A 17063-nucleotide genomic window follows, 5' to 3' on the forward strand; every position below is an offset into this window, starting at 1 on the left:
AAGGCACGTTTGTTCTAAAGATCATCAAGAGGGCTTTAATAATGGCCTAAGCAATATAAATTAAGGATACCAGGCTCAGTGAAAATTGAATAGATGCTTGAAGCATTGCAGGGCTTTAGTCTAGAAAGATCTCTTTCACCTTGCCTTCTTCAAGTTGGAAGCAGTTGCCTTTGACCTCTACTTCCACCGGTGCTGCCCCGCAGGCCAGGGATCCTATCTTTAATTTCTCACAAGAAATCTCTAGCTCCAACCAGTGCCCGCGGTAGCGCAGGTGCATGTGGATATTCTTTAGCCCTTCCGGGAACCGAGGGTTGAGGTGCAGCACCTGGCCTCTCGCCTCCAGTCCAGGATAGCAGCGTTGTACTAAATCGATACAGCCTGCCATGGCGCCGAGATGGATACCTTCAGGGGTGGTGCCTCCCTGAATATCTGCGACATCAGTCTTTAGCGCTTCCTGGAAGAGTTGCCAGGAGTGTTCCCGATCCCGGCGGGCGGCGACCCAGGAATGAATAATCCAACTGAGGGAGGAACCATTAGAGGTACGCTGGAGGTAGTAATCAATGTTCTTGGGAATTTTTTCCGGATCAAAAGCATAGCCGAGTTGTGCGAACAGCTCACCCAATTCCTCTGCAGAGAAGAGGTAAAACAACATGAGGACATCGGCTTGCTTGGATGCTTTATAGCGGTTGACAGTATCACCTTCCGCCTCCAGAAGGCGGTCTAAACGTTGAATATTATCGTATTTCTTTCGGTAGCCTTCCCAATCGAATTCTTTTAGATTGCCATAGCCTTCGAATTGGCTAATGATGCCATCGTCATGGAAAACGACTCGCATTTTACCGCTGATGTCTTCCCAGCGAGTTTTCTCGGATTCCTCGATGGCCAATTTTTCGCAAAGCTGCTGACACTCTTGCTCAGGCAGCAGTTGGAACAACTCCAAGGCTTTGTTCAGCACGAAAACAGCCATGAGATTGGTATAGGCATTATTGTTGAGGCCGGGGCTTTCAGCTTCTGGATAAGCATCGTGAAACTCATCTGGGCCCATGACTCCCAGAATTTCATAACAATCTAGCGCTTCGTTGTAGGTGGCGATGCTTGCCCAGAACCGGGCAATCTCCAGGAGCATTTCCGCCCCATAAAAAGCGAGAAAATTTAAGTCGCCGGTGACTTGAAAATACTGCCAGATATTGTAGGCGATGGCCGCGTTGATATGCCGCTGCAAGTAAGAATTATCGGGTATCCAGCGTCCCGATCGGGGGTTAAGATGAAGTTGCTGGGATTCTTCCCGGCCATTGCTACCGCTCTGCCAGGGATACATGGCGCCTTTATAGCCGAGTGCCTGAGCGGCCTTGCGTGCTTCATTCAGTCGACGGTAGCGGTACATGAGCAGGGTTCGCGTGATTTGAGGGGCTCGATAATTGAGAAAGGGAAAAATAATCAACTCATCCCAAAAGATATGTCCCCGATAGGCTTCCCCATGCCAACCCCGGGAAGGCATACCCACATCAATATCTAGGGAGTGCATAGAGGCACTTTGCAGGAGATGAAAACTGTATAGTCGAAGAATTTGCTGGATATGGTGATCGCCGGCGCTTCCAGCAATTTCCAGCTGCATATCAAACTGTCGCCAAAGATGTTTCCACGCTAAGCTGTGGGCATCGAGCAGGCTTTCAAAACGAGGGGATTCTTGGACGGTTTTGACCGCTTCTAGGCCGCATTCGGAAATGCCCGGATCCCGAGCCGTATAAAGGGCCACTGTCTTTTCCAAGGTGAGGGGGGTTCCTTTCTCCATTTCCACGGTGAATGCCTGGGCAATATAGGCGGTTTCCTCCTCCGTTTGCCGCTCTGTCGCCACGGGTTTATTAGCCAGGAAGAGCTCCAGCCTAGCTGCCTGGGTAAGGGTCAATTGGGACTGATTCGTTCGCACCTTGAGCAGAAGAATGTGCCCATTAATCAGGCGAGTTTCCACGGGCTCCAAATGTCTGCTATTAAGTGCGCGGTATCGGGCTACCCCGGAATTTCTCACTTGTCCATCCAAGGCCGAGTGCACCTCCAAAGTGCCAGACCAATTTAGCGGGGTAATCATAGTCTCCAATGCAGCCAGGTGCATGTGGGCCATACTGACCAGTCGGTGCTGAATGAGCCGGGTTTCCCTGCCTTTTTTATCCCGAAAATGAACCACCCGGGTTAACATCCCTTGTTGGATATCAAGTTCTTGACGATAAAAGAGAATATCCGCCTCTTCCAAGTTAAGCCACTGTCCATCAATGATTCGGAAGTCTAGACATAGCCAGTTAGGTAAATTGACTAAGTCTTCATTCTCGACCGTGCGCCCGGCGATGGCAGTCTTCAAGCGATTATAACCGCCCGCCAGATAAGTTCCGGGATAGTGGATCTTATCAGCCTGGGATTCGGGGGCTGCCCCGCGGGTGGCAAAGTAGCCATTACCCAAGGTGCATAAGGCTTCCCGCAAGCCTTCTTCCTGGGGTTCAAAGCCGCGGTAAGTCAGGGTCCAGGTACGGCGTTCTCCCAGTATTCGGGTCAGGGCACGGAGAAATTCCCTCACTTGAGCGGGGTCTCTCAGTCGGTATTCAGCGTGGGTATCCCGGGCCTCTTCTCCCACAACTAATCCTAAACCGCGTTCTTCCAGGACACGAAAGGCATCTTCATCGGTAATATCATCGCCAATATAAAGGGGCAGGACATCGGGGCGATTGAGTTTTAGTTTGTCTAACAGCCACAATAGGGCTTGCCCCTTATCCCAGGCCACATCAGGCTGGAGGTCATAAACCTTCTTGCCATCACTTTTATGTAACCCGGTATGTTTCTCCAGTGCTAAATCCACAATCCTTCCCACGGTGCCGAGTTGGGCTTCTGCCACATTCCGATAGTGGATGGCGATGGAAAATCGCTTACGTTCTAACTGAGCCCCTGCAATATTTTCAAGCTGCTCACTTAATTCTTTCTCCGCCTCATCGAGGACGGGCAAGCAGGCTTTAGCCTGTGCTTGCTCCATTTTCAAATCTTTGGGACCGGCGATTTCAAAGCCATGGCTGCCTGCATAATAGAGGTCCTCAATGGCGACTCGTTGGCGCACGTCTTTTAAATCTCGACCACTAATAATGGCAACTAAGCATTGCTCTGCCAGTCCCCTCAAGGTTTGGCCCATGTCATCTGAGAGAAGCGCTTCTTCAGGACGGGAGACGATGGGGGTGAGGGTGCCGTCGTAGTCGAGAAAAATGGCGATCTCGCACTGGGCTATTCTATTTTGGATTGCGTCCAGGGATTCTAGGGCCGTAGAAAGATCGAGCATGTGTACGATGGTCCCTATTTCCACCAGATCTTTAATGACGATGTCCGCCCCAGCCTCTTGCAAAGCTCCCATCTGATTCTTCCGATCGACCCCAATTACCCGGCCGAATTTTCCTTGTCTGCCTGCTTGAACGCCGGCTATCGCATCCTCAAATATCACACAGCGTTTAGGCTGCAACTCTAATCGGTTGGCAGCTTCCAGGAAAATATCCGGATGGGGTTTACCCTTGAGGTCTAAAGCTTCCGCATCATTGCCATCCACTTTTACGTCAAAGAGATGGGAAAGCTCTACTGCCTCCAGGACTTGGCCACAGTTTTTGCTGGAAGAGACCACGGCCGTCTGAAACCCTTTACTGCGCAGGCGCCGGATCAATTGGACGGAGGTCTGGTAGACTTCTACCCCTTCCGTTTTTAGCTTTTCTTGAAAGAGTTCATTTTTGCGGTTGCCTAACCCACATATCGTCTCTTTCTCCACTGAATCGCTGGGACTGCCATAAGGTAATGCAATATTGCGGGAGTGGAGAAAACTTTTCACTCCTTCGTAACGGGGCTTGCCGTCCACATAATCGCGGTAATCACGGTCATCAAAAGGCTTGAACTCAGCCCCTTTGGCCTGCTTTTGCAGAAAGTCATCAAACATGGCCTTCCAGGCGGCGGCATGCACGCGAGCTGTGCGGGTAATCACACCGTCCAGATCGAAGATGACAGCGTCAAAGTGGCTGCGGGAAATCGTCTTGTGGGTATTCAGTAAAGGCATTATTGTTAAAGAGGTAGTTTTCCTTGGTTGAGATTTAGCCAAGACGCGCGTTCGAAGACTTTACCCCCTTAGCCGCTCCCTCTTGTCTGCCCAATCGATACGCCTGCACAATTCGGAGTGCTTGACCCACCAGCATTGGCATGAGGCTGACCCCCAGAATAATTCCCCAGCCGCTGGTGTCGGGAGGGACAGTTTGCAGGAGAGTCGAGAGAAACGGCAGGTAGACCGCTGCTAGCAGCAATGCGGTACACAAGCCGATCGAACCCCATATCCAGGGATTGCGGACCACATCATTGCGCAGCAGTGTCGTCTCTGGGCGGCGCAGGTTGAAGGTAAACCACAATTTGCCGAAGGCCAGGGTCAGGAAGGACACGGTGATGGCCTGTTCACGTTCCAACCCCAGCCCATACCAAGCCGCGGCCAGGGCGCCCAGTACGCCGGCCGCGATCAGGGTCGACCAGCCGCCGATGGCGATCCAGTGACGGCGCGCCAGCACCGATTCGCCTTTGGGGCGTGGGGGGCGGTGCATGATGCCGGGTTCGCCCTGGCCCATCCCCAGTGCCAGCGCGGGAAAAACGTCCGTGATCACATTCAGATAGAGAATCTGCAGCGGCAGCAGGGGCAGCGGCAGAGAGGTGAGCCCGCCCATGGCCACGCCAATATCGGCTTTTTTGAGCGCCGGAGCGTCATTGACGCCATCACCGGTCATCGCCACCACTTGGCCGCGTTCCTGAAACAGCTTGACAAGGTGGAGCTTCTGGGCGGGGCTGACCCGGGCGAAAATCGGGGTCCTGAAGATGTCTTCGCGTTCGTTCTCATTCATCTCCCCGGGGTCTTTGAGCTCGCGCCCGTGATGGACCCGCGGCGCTTTCTCCTCCACAATGCCCGTGGCGCGGGCGATAGCGGCCGCGGTAGCCGGTTGGTCGCCGGTGACCATCACCACACGCACCCCCGCCGCTTGGCATTGCTCGATGGCCGCACGCACTTCGCGACGGGGCGGGTCGAGCAGCCCCACCAATCCTAGCAGGCGCAGTCCCTGGTAGGGCTCTTCTTCGGCGGACGAGACGATTTTATCGGCGACGGCCAGCACGCGTAGGCCCTCGCCGGCGAGCCGCTCCTGCTCATCGAGCCACTCGCGGCGCTTGGCCTCACTCATCGGCGTCTCACTATCGCCACCCCCCCCAATGCGGTCACAGGCCTCCAGCACCCGCAGGGGGGCCCCTTTCACATTCACTCGTAAGCCACCGTCGCTGCGGTGATAGGTGGCCATCATCATCACCTCGGAACTGAAGGGCTCTTCGCGCACCTCTTCATGGTGTTTGCGCAATTCGCCACGATCGAGCCCGAGCAGCCGGCCTGCGCGCAGGAGGGCCGTCTCGGTGGGGTCGCCCTGTTCCTCCTCGGAGGGGCTATCAGGCGGCGCAAGGGCCGCATTGTTGCACAGTACGACCGCCTCGAACAGGCGGCGCAGCAGCGGGTCGGCTGCCGCCGCCGCGTCAGGTTCGTCCCCGTCGATGCTGCCCTCGGCCTCATTGAGCGTGTGCTCGGCGGCGGGGGTGAGGATCCGACGCATCGTCATCTGGTTCTCGGTCAGGGTGCCGGTCTTGTCGGTGAAGATGACCCGCGTGGCGCCGAGCGTTTCGACCGCCGGCAAGCGGTTGATAAGGGCGTTGCGCCGGGCCAGTAACCACATGCCGCGGGCGAGTGCAATGGTGGCGACAATCGGCAGGCCCTCGGGAATAGCCGCCACACCCAAGGCGATCGCGGTCTCGATCATCTGGCGGGGTTCCAGTCCCGTGGCCAGCCCCACCCCGGCGATAGTGGCGGCGATGGTGAGCGCGATCCAGGCCAAATGCCGGCCAAGTCGGTCGAGGCGCTTTTGCAGGGGCGTTTCTTCCCCTTCGGCGCGCTCGGCCATCTCGCTGATGCGGCCCAGCTCGGTGTTCATACCGGTGCCGATCACCACGCCGCGGGCCGAACCGTCCGTCAGCGTGGTGCCCTTATAGAGTAGGTTGAGGCGCTCGGCTAGCGGCGCCTCGGGCGCCACCTGTTTCTCGACCGGGACCGATTCGCCGGTCAGCGGGGATTCATCCACCCGCAGATGATGGGCCTCCACCAGCCGTATGTCGGCGGGAGCTAGATCCCCGCCCTCGAGCACGACTATATCGCCGGGTACCAGCGCCTCGTCAGCCACTTCCCGCATCTGCCCATTGCGCAGCACCCGGGTGCGCGCCTCGGCCATTTGCTGCAGGGCTTTCATCGAGCGGCGGGCTTTCCATTCGGTAAAGAACCCGATGGCGGCATTGATCAGCAGCACCGCACTGATGGCCATGGCTTCAGGCCCGTGTTGAAAAATCACGGCAACGGCGCCCGCAATCACTAAAACAATAATTACCGTGCTTTTGAACTGCTCAAGCAGAATCTGCCAGGTGCTGCGGGTTTTCCCCTCGCGCAGACGATTGGGACCGTAGCGCTCCCGTCGATGCGCGGCTTCCTCGTCAGTCAGGCCGCGTTCGGGGTCGACCTCCAGGGAACGGAGCGTCGTCTCCGCGTCTTCGGCATGAGGGTTTCCCCTGGGGCCTTCCGACGATGCGGGGATCATCGGTTTCTTATTTTTTTTTAGGTGCATGAGTACGAGATCATCTGCTTTTGGTCTCCCTTATCCCGTTGCGCCACGCCAGAGCCCGATAACCGGATTCGGTCAATTCATCCACTTGGTGTAATACCTGCTGTCGCCTCTCCTGAAACTCTCTCTATTTAAGTAGGGGAGGCACCTTCTTCTGGAAACTATCTGGGGAAACTAGAGAAATAAAGGATCCATTTTTATTATTTGGAAGATAGCTCACAAAGGTATTCTTTTCCATGTCCAAGCTAATTAGATCATTCCTCAATTAAAGAGTATTTTGAATTTGAGCGTTCAGGAACTACGCGGGCTGCTATTGACGACTAAAGTGTCATGAGGGTGCTTTCTAACCGGCTCTCGCTCTCGCAGGCCTCTTGCCTTCTTCAATGGAGTTTGACTTGGGGATGGACGCTGCGGTGGAACAGATGGGAAAGGGTCAGCATGGCCGTGCGAAAGGGGCCAAACAAGACTATCTGGTGTCTCTTATAAAGGGATAAATACACCAGTCGGGCAATCCACCCTTCTATCAGGAAGCTGCCGGTTATCGTGCCCATCAAATTCCCCACCGTACTATATCTTCCCAAGGACACGAGTGAGCCATAGTCACGATAGTGATAGTCCCGAAGCGGTTTTCCTGCTAGCTGGTTGCGGATATTTTGATACAAGAAGCGCGCTTGCTGCTGGGCGGCTTGGGCGCGAGGGGGCACGGTTCCTTCATGGCCTATCCAGGGGCAGGCGGCACAATCACCGAGAGCAAAAATGTGGTCATCACGGCTGGTTTGCAACGTCGGTCTTACCACCAATTGATGACGGGGATTGGTTTCCAAGCCAGCTAGCGCTTTTAAGAAGTCAGGCGCTTTGACCCCGGCTGCCCAGACTTTGATTCGTGCCGGAATAAAACGCCCACTGTGGGTATGAATCCCTTTTTCCGTAACTTCAATGACCCGCTCATTGGCGAGGATTTCTATGCCCAATTGACGAAGCTGTCTTTCGGTAGGCTCCGCTATCCGGGAGGGCAATCCAGACAGGAGACGGGGCGCAGCTTCGATAATGCTGAGCTTGATATCGGCAGGTTTGACCTCGAGGCCATAAGCGGTAAATAGACGAGAGACGGTATGTAACTGGGCGGCCAGCTCAACTCCTGTAGCGCCACCCCCGACAATGGCGACATTGAGCTCTCCACGTGCGAGGGGTTTGCCCCGGGCATGGGCACGTACGTAAGATTCGATGAGTTGGCGCTGAAAGTCGGCGGCCTGCTGGGTCGTATCCAAAAAGAAGCAATGGCTTCGGACGCCGGGAATCCCAAAATCATTGCTGACGCTACCCACCGCCATCACCAAGGTATCATAATGAAAATGGCGTCGGGGGATAATCTCTTCCCCTTTTTCATTATAAGTCGGCGCGACAGAGATTTCTCGTTGCTGGCGATCGAGAGCCTCCATCCGCCCGAGGCGATAGCGGAAGTGGCTCCAAGCCGCCTGCGCCAGGTATTCGATTTCATCTTCGTAGGAATCAAGGGTTCCCGCAGCCACTTCATGGAGCAAGGGTTTCCAGATGTGGGTAGGGCTGGCTTCTATCAGCGTAATCTCCACCTGTCCTTTTTTGCCGAGCTTTCGGCCGAGGCGGGTGGCGAGTTGCAGGCCTCCGGTCCCCCCACCCACGATGACCATTTTATGGTGATGTGGAGTTCCTCCTGCTTTTGCGGTTGCCATGGTGTATCAGACCTTTGTCAGTGCGCTTGACCTTGGTAGTATTCTCTTATTCACCTTAGAACATAAGCGCGCCGCGATCTGAGAATATTGAATCCCTGGCCTTGCGCAAAATACTGTGCTTTCTTAAGGGAGCGGAGGAATTTCAAGAGTGGGGGCCTTCCTCACCCGAGGATGAAGTCCCTGGCGCAGGTGCTGAAGAGGACAGCAGGCGCTCGCTCCTGCCCCGGCGGGTGAGGCAATAACCTGGAATACCGGCCAACCCGCCAGCGATTTCCGCCACGATGAGGAAGTTCTGCGTATGGCATTATCGCCTGCACGAAGGGTCGACGTGGACGTTTAAGCTGGCGCCTGGGCCGCCAAGACTGTGTCCTCAGAGCGTGTGACAGAAAGTCCCCGCTACGGGTTTATCCGGATGGCAGGCTTAAGTGAGGGAAGATACGCTGCTATTGAGGAGAACTGGCCAAGGAGGGCCCCCCTTAGGGGGTTCCCCCAACGGAAAAAGCCAATGGATTTGAGGATGAAAGAACACTTATTTTATCGATCGGGCGCACGCGGTGGGGTTAGGCGTCATCCTGGATGTGGTCTACAACCATTTGGGGCCTGAGGGGAATAACCTCAAGGCATTCTCTGCCGATTACTTCTCCCATCAATACCACAGCGAGTGGGGCGAGTCGTTAAACTTTGATGAAGAAAACGCCGCTCCGGTGAGAGCCTTCGTTCTGGCCAATGTCCGCTATTGGCTAGCGGAGTTTCACCTGGATGGTTTGCGCTTTGATGCCACGCAGCAACTTTTCGATGCCTCGCCCGAGCCTATCCTCTCGGCTGCCGCCCGGGAAGCCCGGGTGGCGGCGGGAGACCGCGGGATATTTCTCGTGGCGGAAAACGAACCGCTCCTTGACCTGAGCGCGCGGCTGACCCAAAGGCCACGGGTGCAGCACCGCTAGCCTGGATAATTCATGAGATCACCACAAAGGCACTAAGAGCGCAAAGCAATCAACGGACAATCACCAGCATTTACTTGCCCTGGAGCCGGCGCTTGAATGGTATTTTACGCCTCAGTGGCCAATTAGCCTGAGCGTCCCTGTTGCCTATGAAGAAGGACGCGGAGTTGAACACGGTGATGTGGAAATCGAACTTTGGGAGGTGATAAGAGATTTTGATCTCAACAGACTGCCCCTATGTGCGTCATGTCGATACTGATTGCGGCGAGGATGGCAATGATGTTCCCGTTCCCGAGGAAAGTCAGGTGAGAGCAAATGAAGCAAGCACGATGGCCACAGATTCGGTACTGGCAGCCGAAGAGGCCGGGCTACGATACGTTCACGATGATAAACCCGGTATCACGCGTCATCACGCCGGCTGCGGCTTTAGTTATCGGGATGCTATAGGCCGTCTTATCCGCGATAAAGATCAGCTGCGGCGGATCAAGTCGCTGGCGGTCCCGCCGGCATGGACGGATGTCTGGATATGCCCTGACCCCCACGGCCACATCCAAGCTACAGGACGCGATGCTCGTGGGCGCAAACAGTACAGGTACCATCCCCGATGGCGGGAAGTGAGGTTTGCCGTAAGTGCTATGTTCATCCCGAGGTGGTCAATGCCTATCTGGAGGGGACACTGGCGGGAGAGCTTAAGGAAAGCGCAGAGGCAGACTTGCCGGTGGAATTTGGCCAATTGGACAAAGGGGAAGCGGTGGTGCTGGCGTTTCTTCAACGGCGCTTAAGTATGGAAGGGAATAGATAAAGAGTGACGTAAAATCCTGCTTACCGGAAGTAAAAAGCGTGTTTCTTTGCTGATGGTTCACCCATTCAAAGCCTTGCTTATTGGCGGGCGACTGCGTTGGTCGGCTCGCCCTGTGCGAAGGTGCGAAGGTTTTCGACGGTCGTATCGAGGATCCGCTGCACGGCCTCTCGCGTGTTAAAAGCACTATGGGGCGTGACCACTACGTTTCTCATATGCACGAGAACCTCATCTGCCAGCAAAGTCGATAAGTCATGATGCTGCTCATATACAGCACGAAGTAGCTCTGCTTCCTCGCGGACTACGGGCTCGTTGGGTAATACGTCCAGACCGGCTGCGGCAATCTTGCCGTCGGCGAGGGCGTGAACAAGCGCTCGAACATCGACCACTTCCCCACGGGCGGTGTTGATGAGCACGGCCTGATCAATTTTTGAGTAGATGAAAATCGAGATGCCTTCAGCCTCGGCATACTGGCTCGCGTTCTTGGCCGTCAGCGGCTGGTCAGTAAACTTTAGATCGTGCTCCGCGGCGAGCGCCTCGAATGTGTCGCGTTCCCAGTCTTCTACCTCAAAGATGCAGAGTTTCATTGGCATGACTTCTTGCCCGTTCTTAGCCGACGGCTGTTCCCTAGGGCTTACCCCCCTCAAGAAGATTTGACTACCCAACCCCCTATTCCACACGGTATGGGAAGCAGCCCGTCCGGAAGTCTTCCCCGGTCCTTGGAAAAAGGATCCCGGACGGGCCTGCGTGACTGACTACGACTGGCGCTCGGGGCCCTTGAGCTCCTCTTCACGCAGCTTCTCTGAAACCACCTCACGCTCGGTGGTCTCCCGCTTGCCCACATGAACCCGCTCCTTCTCGCGGGCCTGCTTCTGGACCACGGCCTCCTCATGGTACAAGGGAATATAGTATTCCTCCTCGCCCAGCGTTTCCGGAGAGACCTTTTCGCCCGAACCCGGCTCGCGCTCGACCACAAGTTCTTCACTGCGCAATTCGACGGGCTGCTCTTCGGTCTTGCTGCGCACCACCTTCCTCAGGCGTACACTGCCTTCTTCCACATCGCGCTTGCCTACCACCATCTCCTCCTCCTTAAGGGGAATGCTCTTCTCCTCACGGGGAATGCTCTTCTCCTCGGCCCGGCCGACGTCGGACTGCTCCCTGGCAGTATAGGAAGCGGTCAAATCCGGACCCTTGTCCTGGAAGAAGGTGTAGATCTTGCGCTCGTCCTCATCGCGCAGATCCTCCCGGGGATCGCAGGTCGGCGAGGCCTCCACCGTGGCCTTGTCGTAGGCCAGCCGGACCTTGTTGCCCCGCGAACTCAGCTCAGCGCCTTGGGCAGGAATGACGTGGTTGGCGCTGCCGTGCGTTTGGATGCCCAAGAAGTACGGGTGCGCATTATCATCCACCCAGACGTTGGCGACTTTGGCAAATTCCTCACCGTTGCGATCGTAGACCTTGGTATTGAAAAGTTGATGAATATCCACTTCCGTGGCGGTATGCGGTGCCATGGTGCACCTCCTTCTTGATTGTGGTAAATAGAAAAAATCGATTTCAGAAATCATCGGGGATAGATCCTTCCCCCTTAGAAGATAATTTAAGATGTCTTTTGCAGCGATTACTATCAGGGTGATTCCCTAAAAGGCAAAATAAAATTTAACCCCCTCCGGGAAGGGCTTGAAAACACGCGGTAAAGGATGATGAGGGGCCAATGGGGATGGTCGAGGATGGATAAACCGCCTATGCTTAATTCTAAGTATCTCAGTAAAATTTTTGAAGTATTTCCGGAGCGAGCCGGTGGCGTGGAGCCGGGGGAGAGGGAAGTCCCCGCAAGCCCTTTTTTTAGGGAGGAAAAACGGGTTTGCGGAACACCACCAGCTCGCTCCTAAAACACCTCATATTTTATGCATAGGTACTTATACGCAACTCCATCAATTTCTCCCAACTGACTGAGATTCTCTCATCTTCGTGTCCTTTGTGTCTTAGTGGTAAAAAATTCAGGCTAGGCTGATAGTCTATACCCATCAGCCTCTCAAACCCTCACTTAGCCTGACTAACTAGCAACTTATGCTCTTGGATAAACCCATGTAGTTATCCAGAACTGACGTTATTTTAAGGGCGCTGCTTTCTTCAAGGCCCGAGAAAAAAGAGGGCTTGGTACGTGCAACAGCTATTCTCACAGACGGGGTTCCTATTATTTTCTATACTTGTCACTGGTTAATGGGGGAACAAAGAATAGCCCAGAGGATAAGAACAAAGAGGGGAGAAGCCGTAATGAAGCGAATTGATTTTTTGGGATCCAATTCTGTAGGCACCTTCATTTGGATGCGAGGAGGAGGTCTCCTTATCACTCTTGTGATGTTGACTGCTTGTCCCGGCTCTCCTCCTCCTGATTTTCCTTCTCCTCCGTCACCTACCCCTGAGCAGAAACTTATAGTCAAGGGCCGGGATCTTTTTTTTAAAGAGACATTTAACGGCAATGGCCGAACTTGTAGTACCTGCCACCGAGCAGAAGCGAACTTCACTATGGATCCCCCTCAGTTCATTGCCACCTTGCCGGACAAGGATCCCTTGTTTGTCGCCGAGTTTAACCCCGATCTGAATGAGAATTTTGAAAAGCCGGCCTTGATGCGCCAATTTGGGTTGGTTGTTGAAAATCTGGATGGTTTTGAAGATTTGGAAAATGTCTTCGTGCTGCGGGGTGTACTTCCGACTCTGGCTTTGCGTACTTCGGTAGAAAGTCCTCAAGGCCCGCGCTTGGGTTGGTCGGGAGACGGTTCAGCGCGGGAGGGAACCCTAAAATTATTTGCACTTGGCGCGGTCATCCAGCATTTTCCTAAGACTTTGGATAGAGATCCGGGCGTTGACTTTCGGTTACCTACGGAAGATGAACTCGTAGCCTTGGAAGCTTTTCAATTGGCTTTGGGCCGGCAGGAAGATCTGCAACTCCCTCTTCCTTTGAAGGGAGACAGGGCCAAGCAGGGACAAGAGGTATTTCTTGACGACACCCTTGGAAAATGCAACATCTGTCATCGCAATGCCGGAGCGAATGCCCGCCTGGGAGGCCAAGATGCGGGGAATGCAAATTTCAATACCGGCGTTGAAAATCTACCTCACCCGGGGGGCAAGCAGATTCCCCCAGATGATGGTTTCGGCACGCCCGGGGATGGGACCTTCAACTCTATCCCTCTTGTCGAGGCAGCTGATACAGCGCCCTTTTTCCATAACCATGCGATTGATACCTTGGAAGGGGCGGTGGCTTTTTATAACAGTGAAGCTTTCAATAATTCCCCCTCGGGTCAGACATTGGCAGGCTTAGATCCTAATGGCATTGGTATCCAATTAAATCCAGAACAGGTCGTTGCCGTCGCTGCTTTTCTCCGGGTTATAAATGCTCTGGAAAATATTCGGTGGAGTATAGAATTGATTGAAGGTGCGATGGGCAAGCGTTTCGCTCTCTTTGGTGATAAGGATGAACAGCTGAGGATAGCCAATTTTCAAATTTCAGATGCCATGAAAGTATTGGAAGAGGGCGATTTACATCCCCAAGCAAGAACGGCTTTAAGCACAGCCTTTACTTTCATTGAAAAAGTCAGAAAAAACGCTGCATTAATGCATCTTACGACCGAAGCAATTGCTCAGTTGAATAATGCGCGCAGCGATCTCATTCGATCCTAGTGATTCGCCAGTCTCTTCCCACCAGGAGTAACAATGGAGCAGCGATGGTGATGTTTAAAAAGCAACCTGGTTTAGGAACGATCCTGTTTTTGATGCTTTTTATCTCAGGCGCCGATGGCGCTAATTCTGACAGGGGTGAAGAATTTATAGAAAGATATGAAAAGTTTATTCCTTTTGACTACTCTCCGGGGCTGGAGAGTAAGAAGGTGGCTATCGGCAATATTGTTGCTATCGATAGAGAGGCTAAGATGGTGACTATTCGCATAGATTCTGAAACTCATCGCTATAAAGTGATGGAAGACACCCCTATCTGGTTAGATCAGCCTCAGCGTAAGACGAGAAATTTAAAGGGCTCTCTGAGCGATCTTGAGGTTGGTTTGAGAGCCGAAATACAAACGGACCCGGGGGAGGATAAAGAGGTTGCTAAATGGATCAAGGTCCAAATTAATGAATAGCGGTCGAAAGGGAGGTAATCCTTCTCCCGTCCCTCCTATAACCCGACAGTTTTAATCATAGAATCCACTATGTTGTGCATTCACTTTTCCACAAAATGGAAAAGGTCCAATGTTCCGGTCGGGAGTACAGATCAGTGTTGAGATATACTGCGGGCGCCGGTATATTCATTCTATCTTTCCTGATCGCCATTCCGCAGGGCCTTACGGAAGATGAGGTCACTGTGATCATTGAGCGAGTTGAACAGCTCGAGTGCGTCGATGAAACACTGTGGTGGTGCGGATCGGCGGGTGACTTTTATGCCAAAGTGACCCTCGACGGCACCTCCTTTCAGAGCAACTCCATTGGCGATGATGCGGATATCTCACCGAATTGGAGCTTCCGGCACACCGTTTCGTCGCGCCGTATTCCCATACGCCTTGAGATCTGGGATTCGGATGGTGGGCTGCGTTTTGGCGACGACCACGTGGATATCACCTCGGGGAGTGGACGTAACCTTGATGTGAACTTGAACCTGGACAGCTGCGCGATCACAGGCGGCGTCTCGGGGACCTGCGGAGCGACGCTGGTATCGAGTGGCACTAGCGATGACCGGGCCCGTATTCATTTTCGCATCGAGGTAACTCCGGTACGGCTAGGGGAGGTGGAGGTCATCGGCGAGCGCTTAACGACCCTCGAGTGCGTGGATGATTTTCTTTGGTGGTGTGGCTCGGCTGCTGATTACTACGGGCGCATCGGCATAGATGGCATGGAGCAATCTAATGAAGGGCGCAACGAGAGTACGCAGTTCGGCAATCAAGATGACGATGCGGCGTACTGGCGGTTCACCCGCTGGGTGAACCTCAATCGGGCAACGCTTCCGCTCAGCGTCCGAATTATGGATTCCGACGGCTTTCTCAATCCGGATGACACAGTGGACATCCAGCCCGGAGCGGGGCGGGTATTGGAGCTGGACTTAAACCCCGCAAGCTGCGTGATCAGCGGCGAGGCCACCGGACGCTGTGGGGGCCTCCTGGACGTCAATTCGCGAATCGATGTCAGCGGTAATCAAAGCGACCGTGCACGTATGCAGCTACGGATCCAAGTTTACGATTCACCTCGAGTTTACGTGCGCTGTCTACATTCGCCAATCTGGCCCCAGCCGGGCGACACGGTAACCTTCAGCGCCGAGGCCCTGGATGCGAATATGCGCCCCATTGTCGCCGATCGGATTGCGTTGCGCCAGCCAGCAACGGGGGCTGGGACAGTGCACACCTGTGAGAACGCCTCGACCTGTGAGGTCCATCTCAATGCAACGACGAGCGGTACCTTCAACTACAGCTGTTTAGCCGAGGAACGGGGTGTAGCCACCACTACGGGCAGCCGCGGCTCAACCATTGGAACGCCAGCACGTGGCCGCGCGGTGGCCGTACTACAGCACCAGACCACCGATCGGGCAATGGACTTTGTGTTCATACCGGATAGCGATAACTATGCGAGCGCCAATGATCTCAGTTTTCGCAATGACGTCTACGGTGTGATTTGGACTGCATTTTTGTCCGATGAGCTGTTCCTACGCAATCAAGACCGGTTCAATTTCTGGATCGCGCAGGATAGGGGAGATGCTCACGGCTTTACCACCGGATCACCCTGTTATACGCCGCCAGCAAACTGGACCACGGACTACCCGTTTGCCGATAGTGGGGTGCTGCTCCATACGGATGATCTTCGGGACTGCGCCACGGGGGGAATATTCAGCAGCGAGCCCGGGTCGACTGAGACCGTGCGCCATGAAACCGGGCACAGCCCCTTCGGGTTGGCCGATGAGTATTGCTGCGACGGGGGGTATTTTCAGACGAGCGTTAATCCCAACCTGTTTGGACCGGAACCTCCCGGCAGTACCGCGGCGCTAACCGCGTGCCAAGCCGATCCGTTAGCTGGGCTGCGCGATTCCTGTCTAGGATTTGTGTCTTCACGCATTAGCAGCGGGAATCAGTTTTTCCGTGTCGATCATGCCCCGGCCAGTAGAGAGGTAGAGGTGGAAAACGATCGGATGATAGATAATAAGGTACCGCGCGCCGCCGATGATCGCCGTATTCAGGCCATCATCGATGCCCTGCCTTGAGTAAGATGCTGGGTGAAAAAATCATGAATAGCCTATCGCGGAAAGGCCTCTGGACTATGTTACTGCTGCTCGCAGGCTGCAATGAGGTCCCCAAAGGCGAGCAAAATCCTACGATGGCGCAACATCGAGAAGAGACGGCTGTTGTCCAACGCATTGATGGGGGCACACTGACCACCGCGCCAGAAACTGCTGCGCTGCCGTCTCCGGCAAAGTTTACAAAGGTACTTGCCGTCGACATGCGCGTCGACAAGCACAATACTGTGGTATTAAAGAATCCCAGAATCTATTACGGTGCACCGCCCAACAGCCTCGGCAATCCCCCTATGTTCATGGCGCAATTATTAAATCCCCAAGGCACAGTGATCTTCACCGCACTGCTCTGGGACCCGCGTTGGACATTTGTCTGGAGTGACGAAGAAAACAGAGATTTTGTAGATGTGGCGGAAGCGGCCGAAACGGTGGTCATCGTGCCGTTCAAACGCAATATGAGTACGATGCGCCTGGTCAGAAAGGAAGAACGTATGGCCTCGATAGACCTATCCCAGGCCATCGCGGCGTTCTGCGCCCAACATCGTGAAGACCCAGATTGCCATAGACCTGATCCGGAAAAACCACAATAATTCGCAAGTAGTGGATGCCACGGGCTACCTTTGAGATCAGGTGGACAGGCCCTGTGGGCCTGGATAA

Annotated in this window: 11 protein-coding genes and 1 pseudogene; 7 read left to right on the forward strand and 5 right to left on the reverse strand. The window is 54.4% G+C overall.

The window, feature by feature from the left end:
• Positions 1 to 115 precede the first annotated feature (115 nt).
• From otsB to E3U44_RS10900, 3 genes are all read right to left on the reverse strand, one after another.
• Positions 116 to 4069 (reverse strand): trehalose-phosphatase, encoded by a 3954-nt coding sequence (gene otsB / locus E3U44_RS10890; RefSeq protein ID WP_240761385.1) that lies wholly within the window; start codon positions 4067 to 4069, stop codon positions 116 to 118.
• A gap of 34 nt (positions 4070 to 4103) precedes the next feature.
• Complete coding sequence (locus E3U44_RS20365; RefSeq protein WP_206054758.1) at positions 4104 to 6698, reverse strand: cation-translocating P-type ATPase; 2595 nt, start codon at positions 6696 to 6698, stop codon at positions 4104 to 4106.
• 377 nt (positions 6699 to 7075) lie between these two features.
• A complete protein-coding gene (locus tag E3U44_RS10900) occupies positions 7076 to 8404 on the reverse strand; it encodes an NAD(P)/FAD-dependent oxidoreductase (protein WP_134358210.1) in 1329 nt (442 codons plus the stop codon).
• 554 nt (positions 8405 to 8958) lie between these two features.
• On the opposite strand from E3U44_RS10900, the gene E3U44_RS10905 reads away from it, so the two are divergent.
• The 3 genes and pseudogenes from E3U44_RS10905 (at position 8959) to E3U44_RS19320 (ending at position 10147) form a co-directional block, all read left to right on the forward strand.
• The gene (locus tag E3U44_RS10905) at positions 8959 to 9348 is read left to right on the forward strand and encodes an alpha-amylase family protein (RefSeq protein WP_134358212.1); all 390 of its coding nucleotides are present in this window, start codon (positions 8959 to 8961) and stop codon (positions 9346 to 9348) included.
• A 326-nt stretch (positions 9349 to 9674) separates the two neighbouring features.
• A pseudogene (locus tag E3U44_RS20650) lies at positions 9675 to 9902 on the forward strand (hypothetical protein); the annotation flags it as partial.
• Between the two features lie 47 nt (positions 9903 to 9949).
• Positions 9950 to 10147, forward strand: a complete 198-nt coding sequence (locus E3U44_RS19320) for a hypothetical protein (protein ID WP_166805060.1) — start codon at positions 9950 to 9952, stop codon at positions 10145 to 10147.
• Positions 10148 to 10224: 77 nt separating this feature from the next.
• Here E3U44_RS19320 and E3U44_RS10915 read toward each other — a convergent pair whose 3' ends face one another.
• A complete protein-coding gene (locus tag E3U44_RS10915) occupies positions 10225 to 10731 on the reverse strand; it encodes an NAD(P)-dependent oxidoreductase (RefSeq protein WP_240761386.1) in 507 nt (168 codons plus the stop codon).
• Positions 10732 to 10899: 168 nt separating this feature from the next.
• Positions 10900 to 11652 carry a DUF2382 domain-containing protein gene (locus E3U44_RS10920; protein WP_166805061.1) on the reverse strand — a complete coding sequence of 251 codons (753 nt, stop codon included), beginning with the start codon at positions 11650 to 11652 and terminating at the stop codon, positions 10900 to 10902.
• 763 nt (positions 11653 to 12415) lie between these two features.
• Between E3U44_RS10920 and E3U44_RS10925 the strand changes: the two genes are divergently transcribed.
• From E3U44_RS10925 to E3U44_RS10940, 4 genes are all read left to right on the forward strand, one after another.
• On the forward strand, positions 12416 to 13819 hold the full coding sequence (locus tag E3U44_RS10925) for a hypothetical protein (RefSeq protein ID WP_134358216.1): 1404 nt from the start codon (positions 12416 to 12418) through the stop codon (positions 13817 to 13819).
• Positions 13820 to 13863: 44 nt separating this feature from the next.
• Positions 13864 to 14274, forward strand: coding sequence for a hypothetical protein (locus tag E3U44_RS10930; RefSeq protein WP_240761387.1), 411 nt, complete (start codon positions 13864 to 13866; stop codon positions 14272 to 14274).
• A 134-nt stretch (positions 14275 to 14408) separates the two neighbouring features.
• On the forward strand, positions 14409 to 16376 hold the full coding sequence (locus tag E3U44_RS10935) for a M64 family metallopeptidase (protein ID WP_134358218.1): 1968 nt from the start codon (positions 14409 to 14411) through the stop codon (positions 16374 to 16376).
• Entirely contained in the window at positions 16373 to 16996 is a 624-nt protein-coding gene (locus E3U44_RS10940) for a hypothetical protein (protein WP_134358219.1), read from the forward strand. Before E3U44_RS10935 ends, E3U44_RS10940 begins: the two co-directional genes overlap by 4 nt.
• Positions 16997 to 17063: the final 67 nt, after the last annotated feature.

The organism is Nitrosococcus wardiae, assembly GCF_004421105.1.
Lineage (GTDB): Bacteria > Pseudomonadota > Gammaproteobacteria > Nitrosococcales > Nitrosococcaceae > Nitrosococcus > Nitrosococcus wardiae.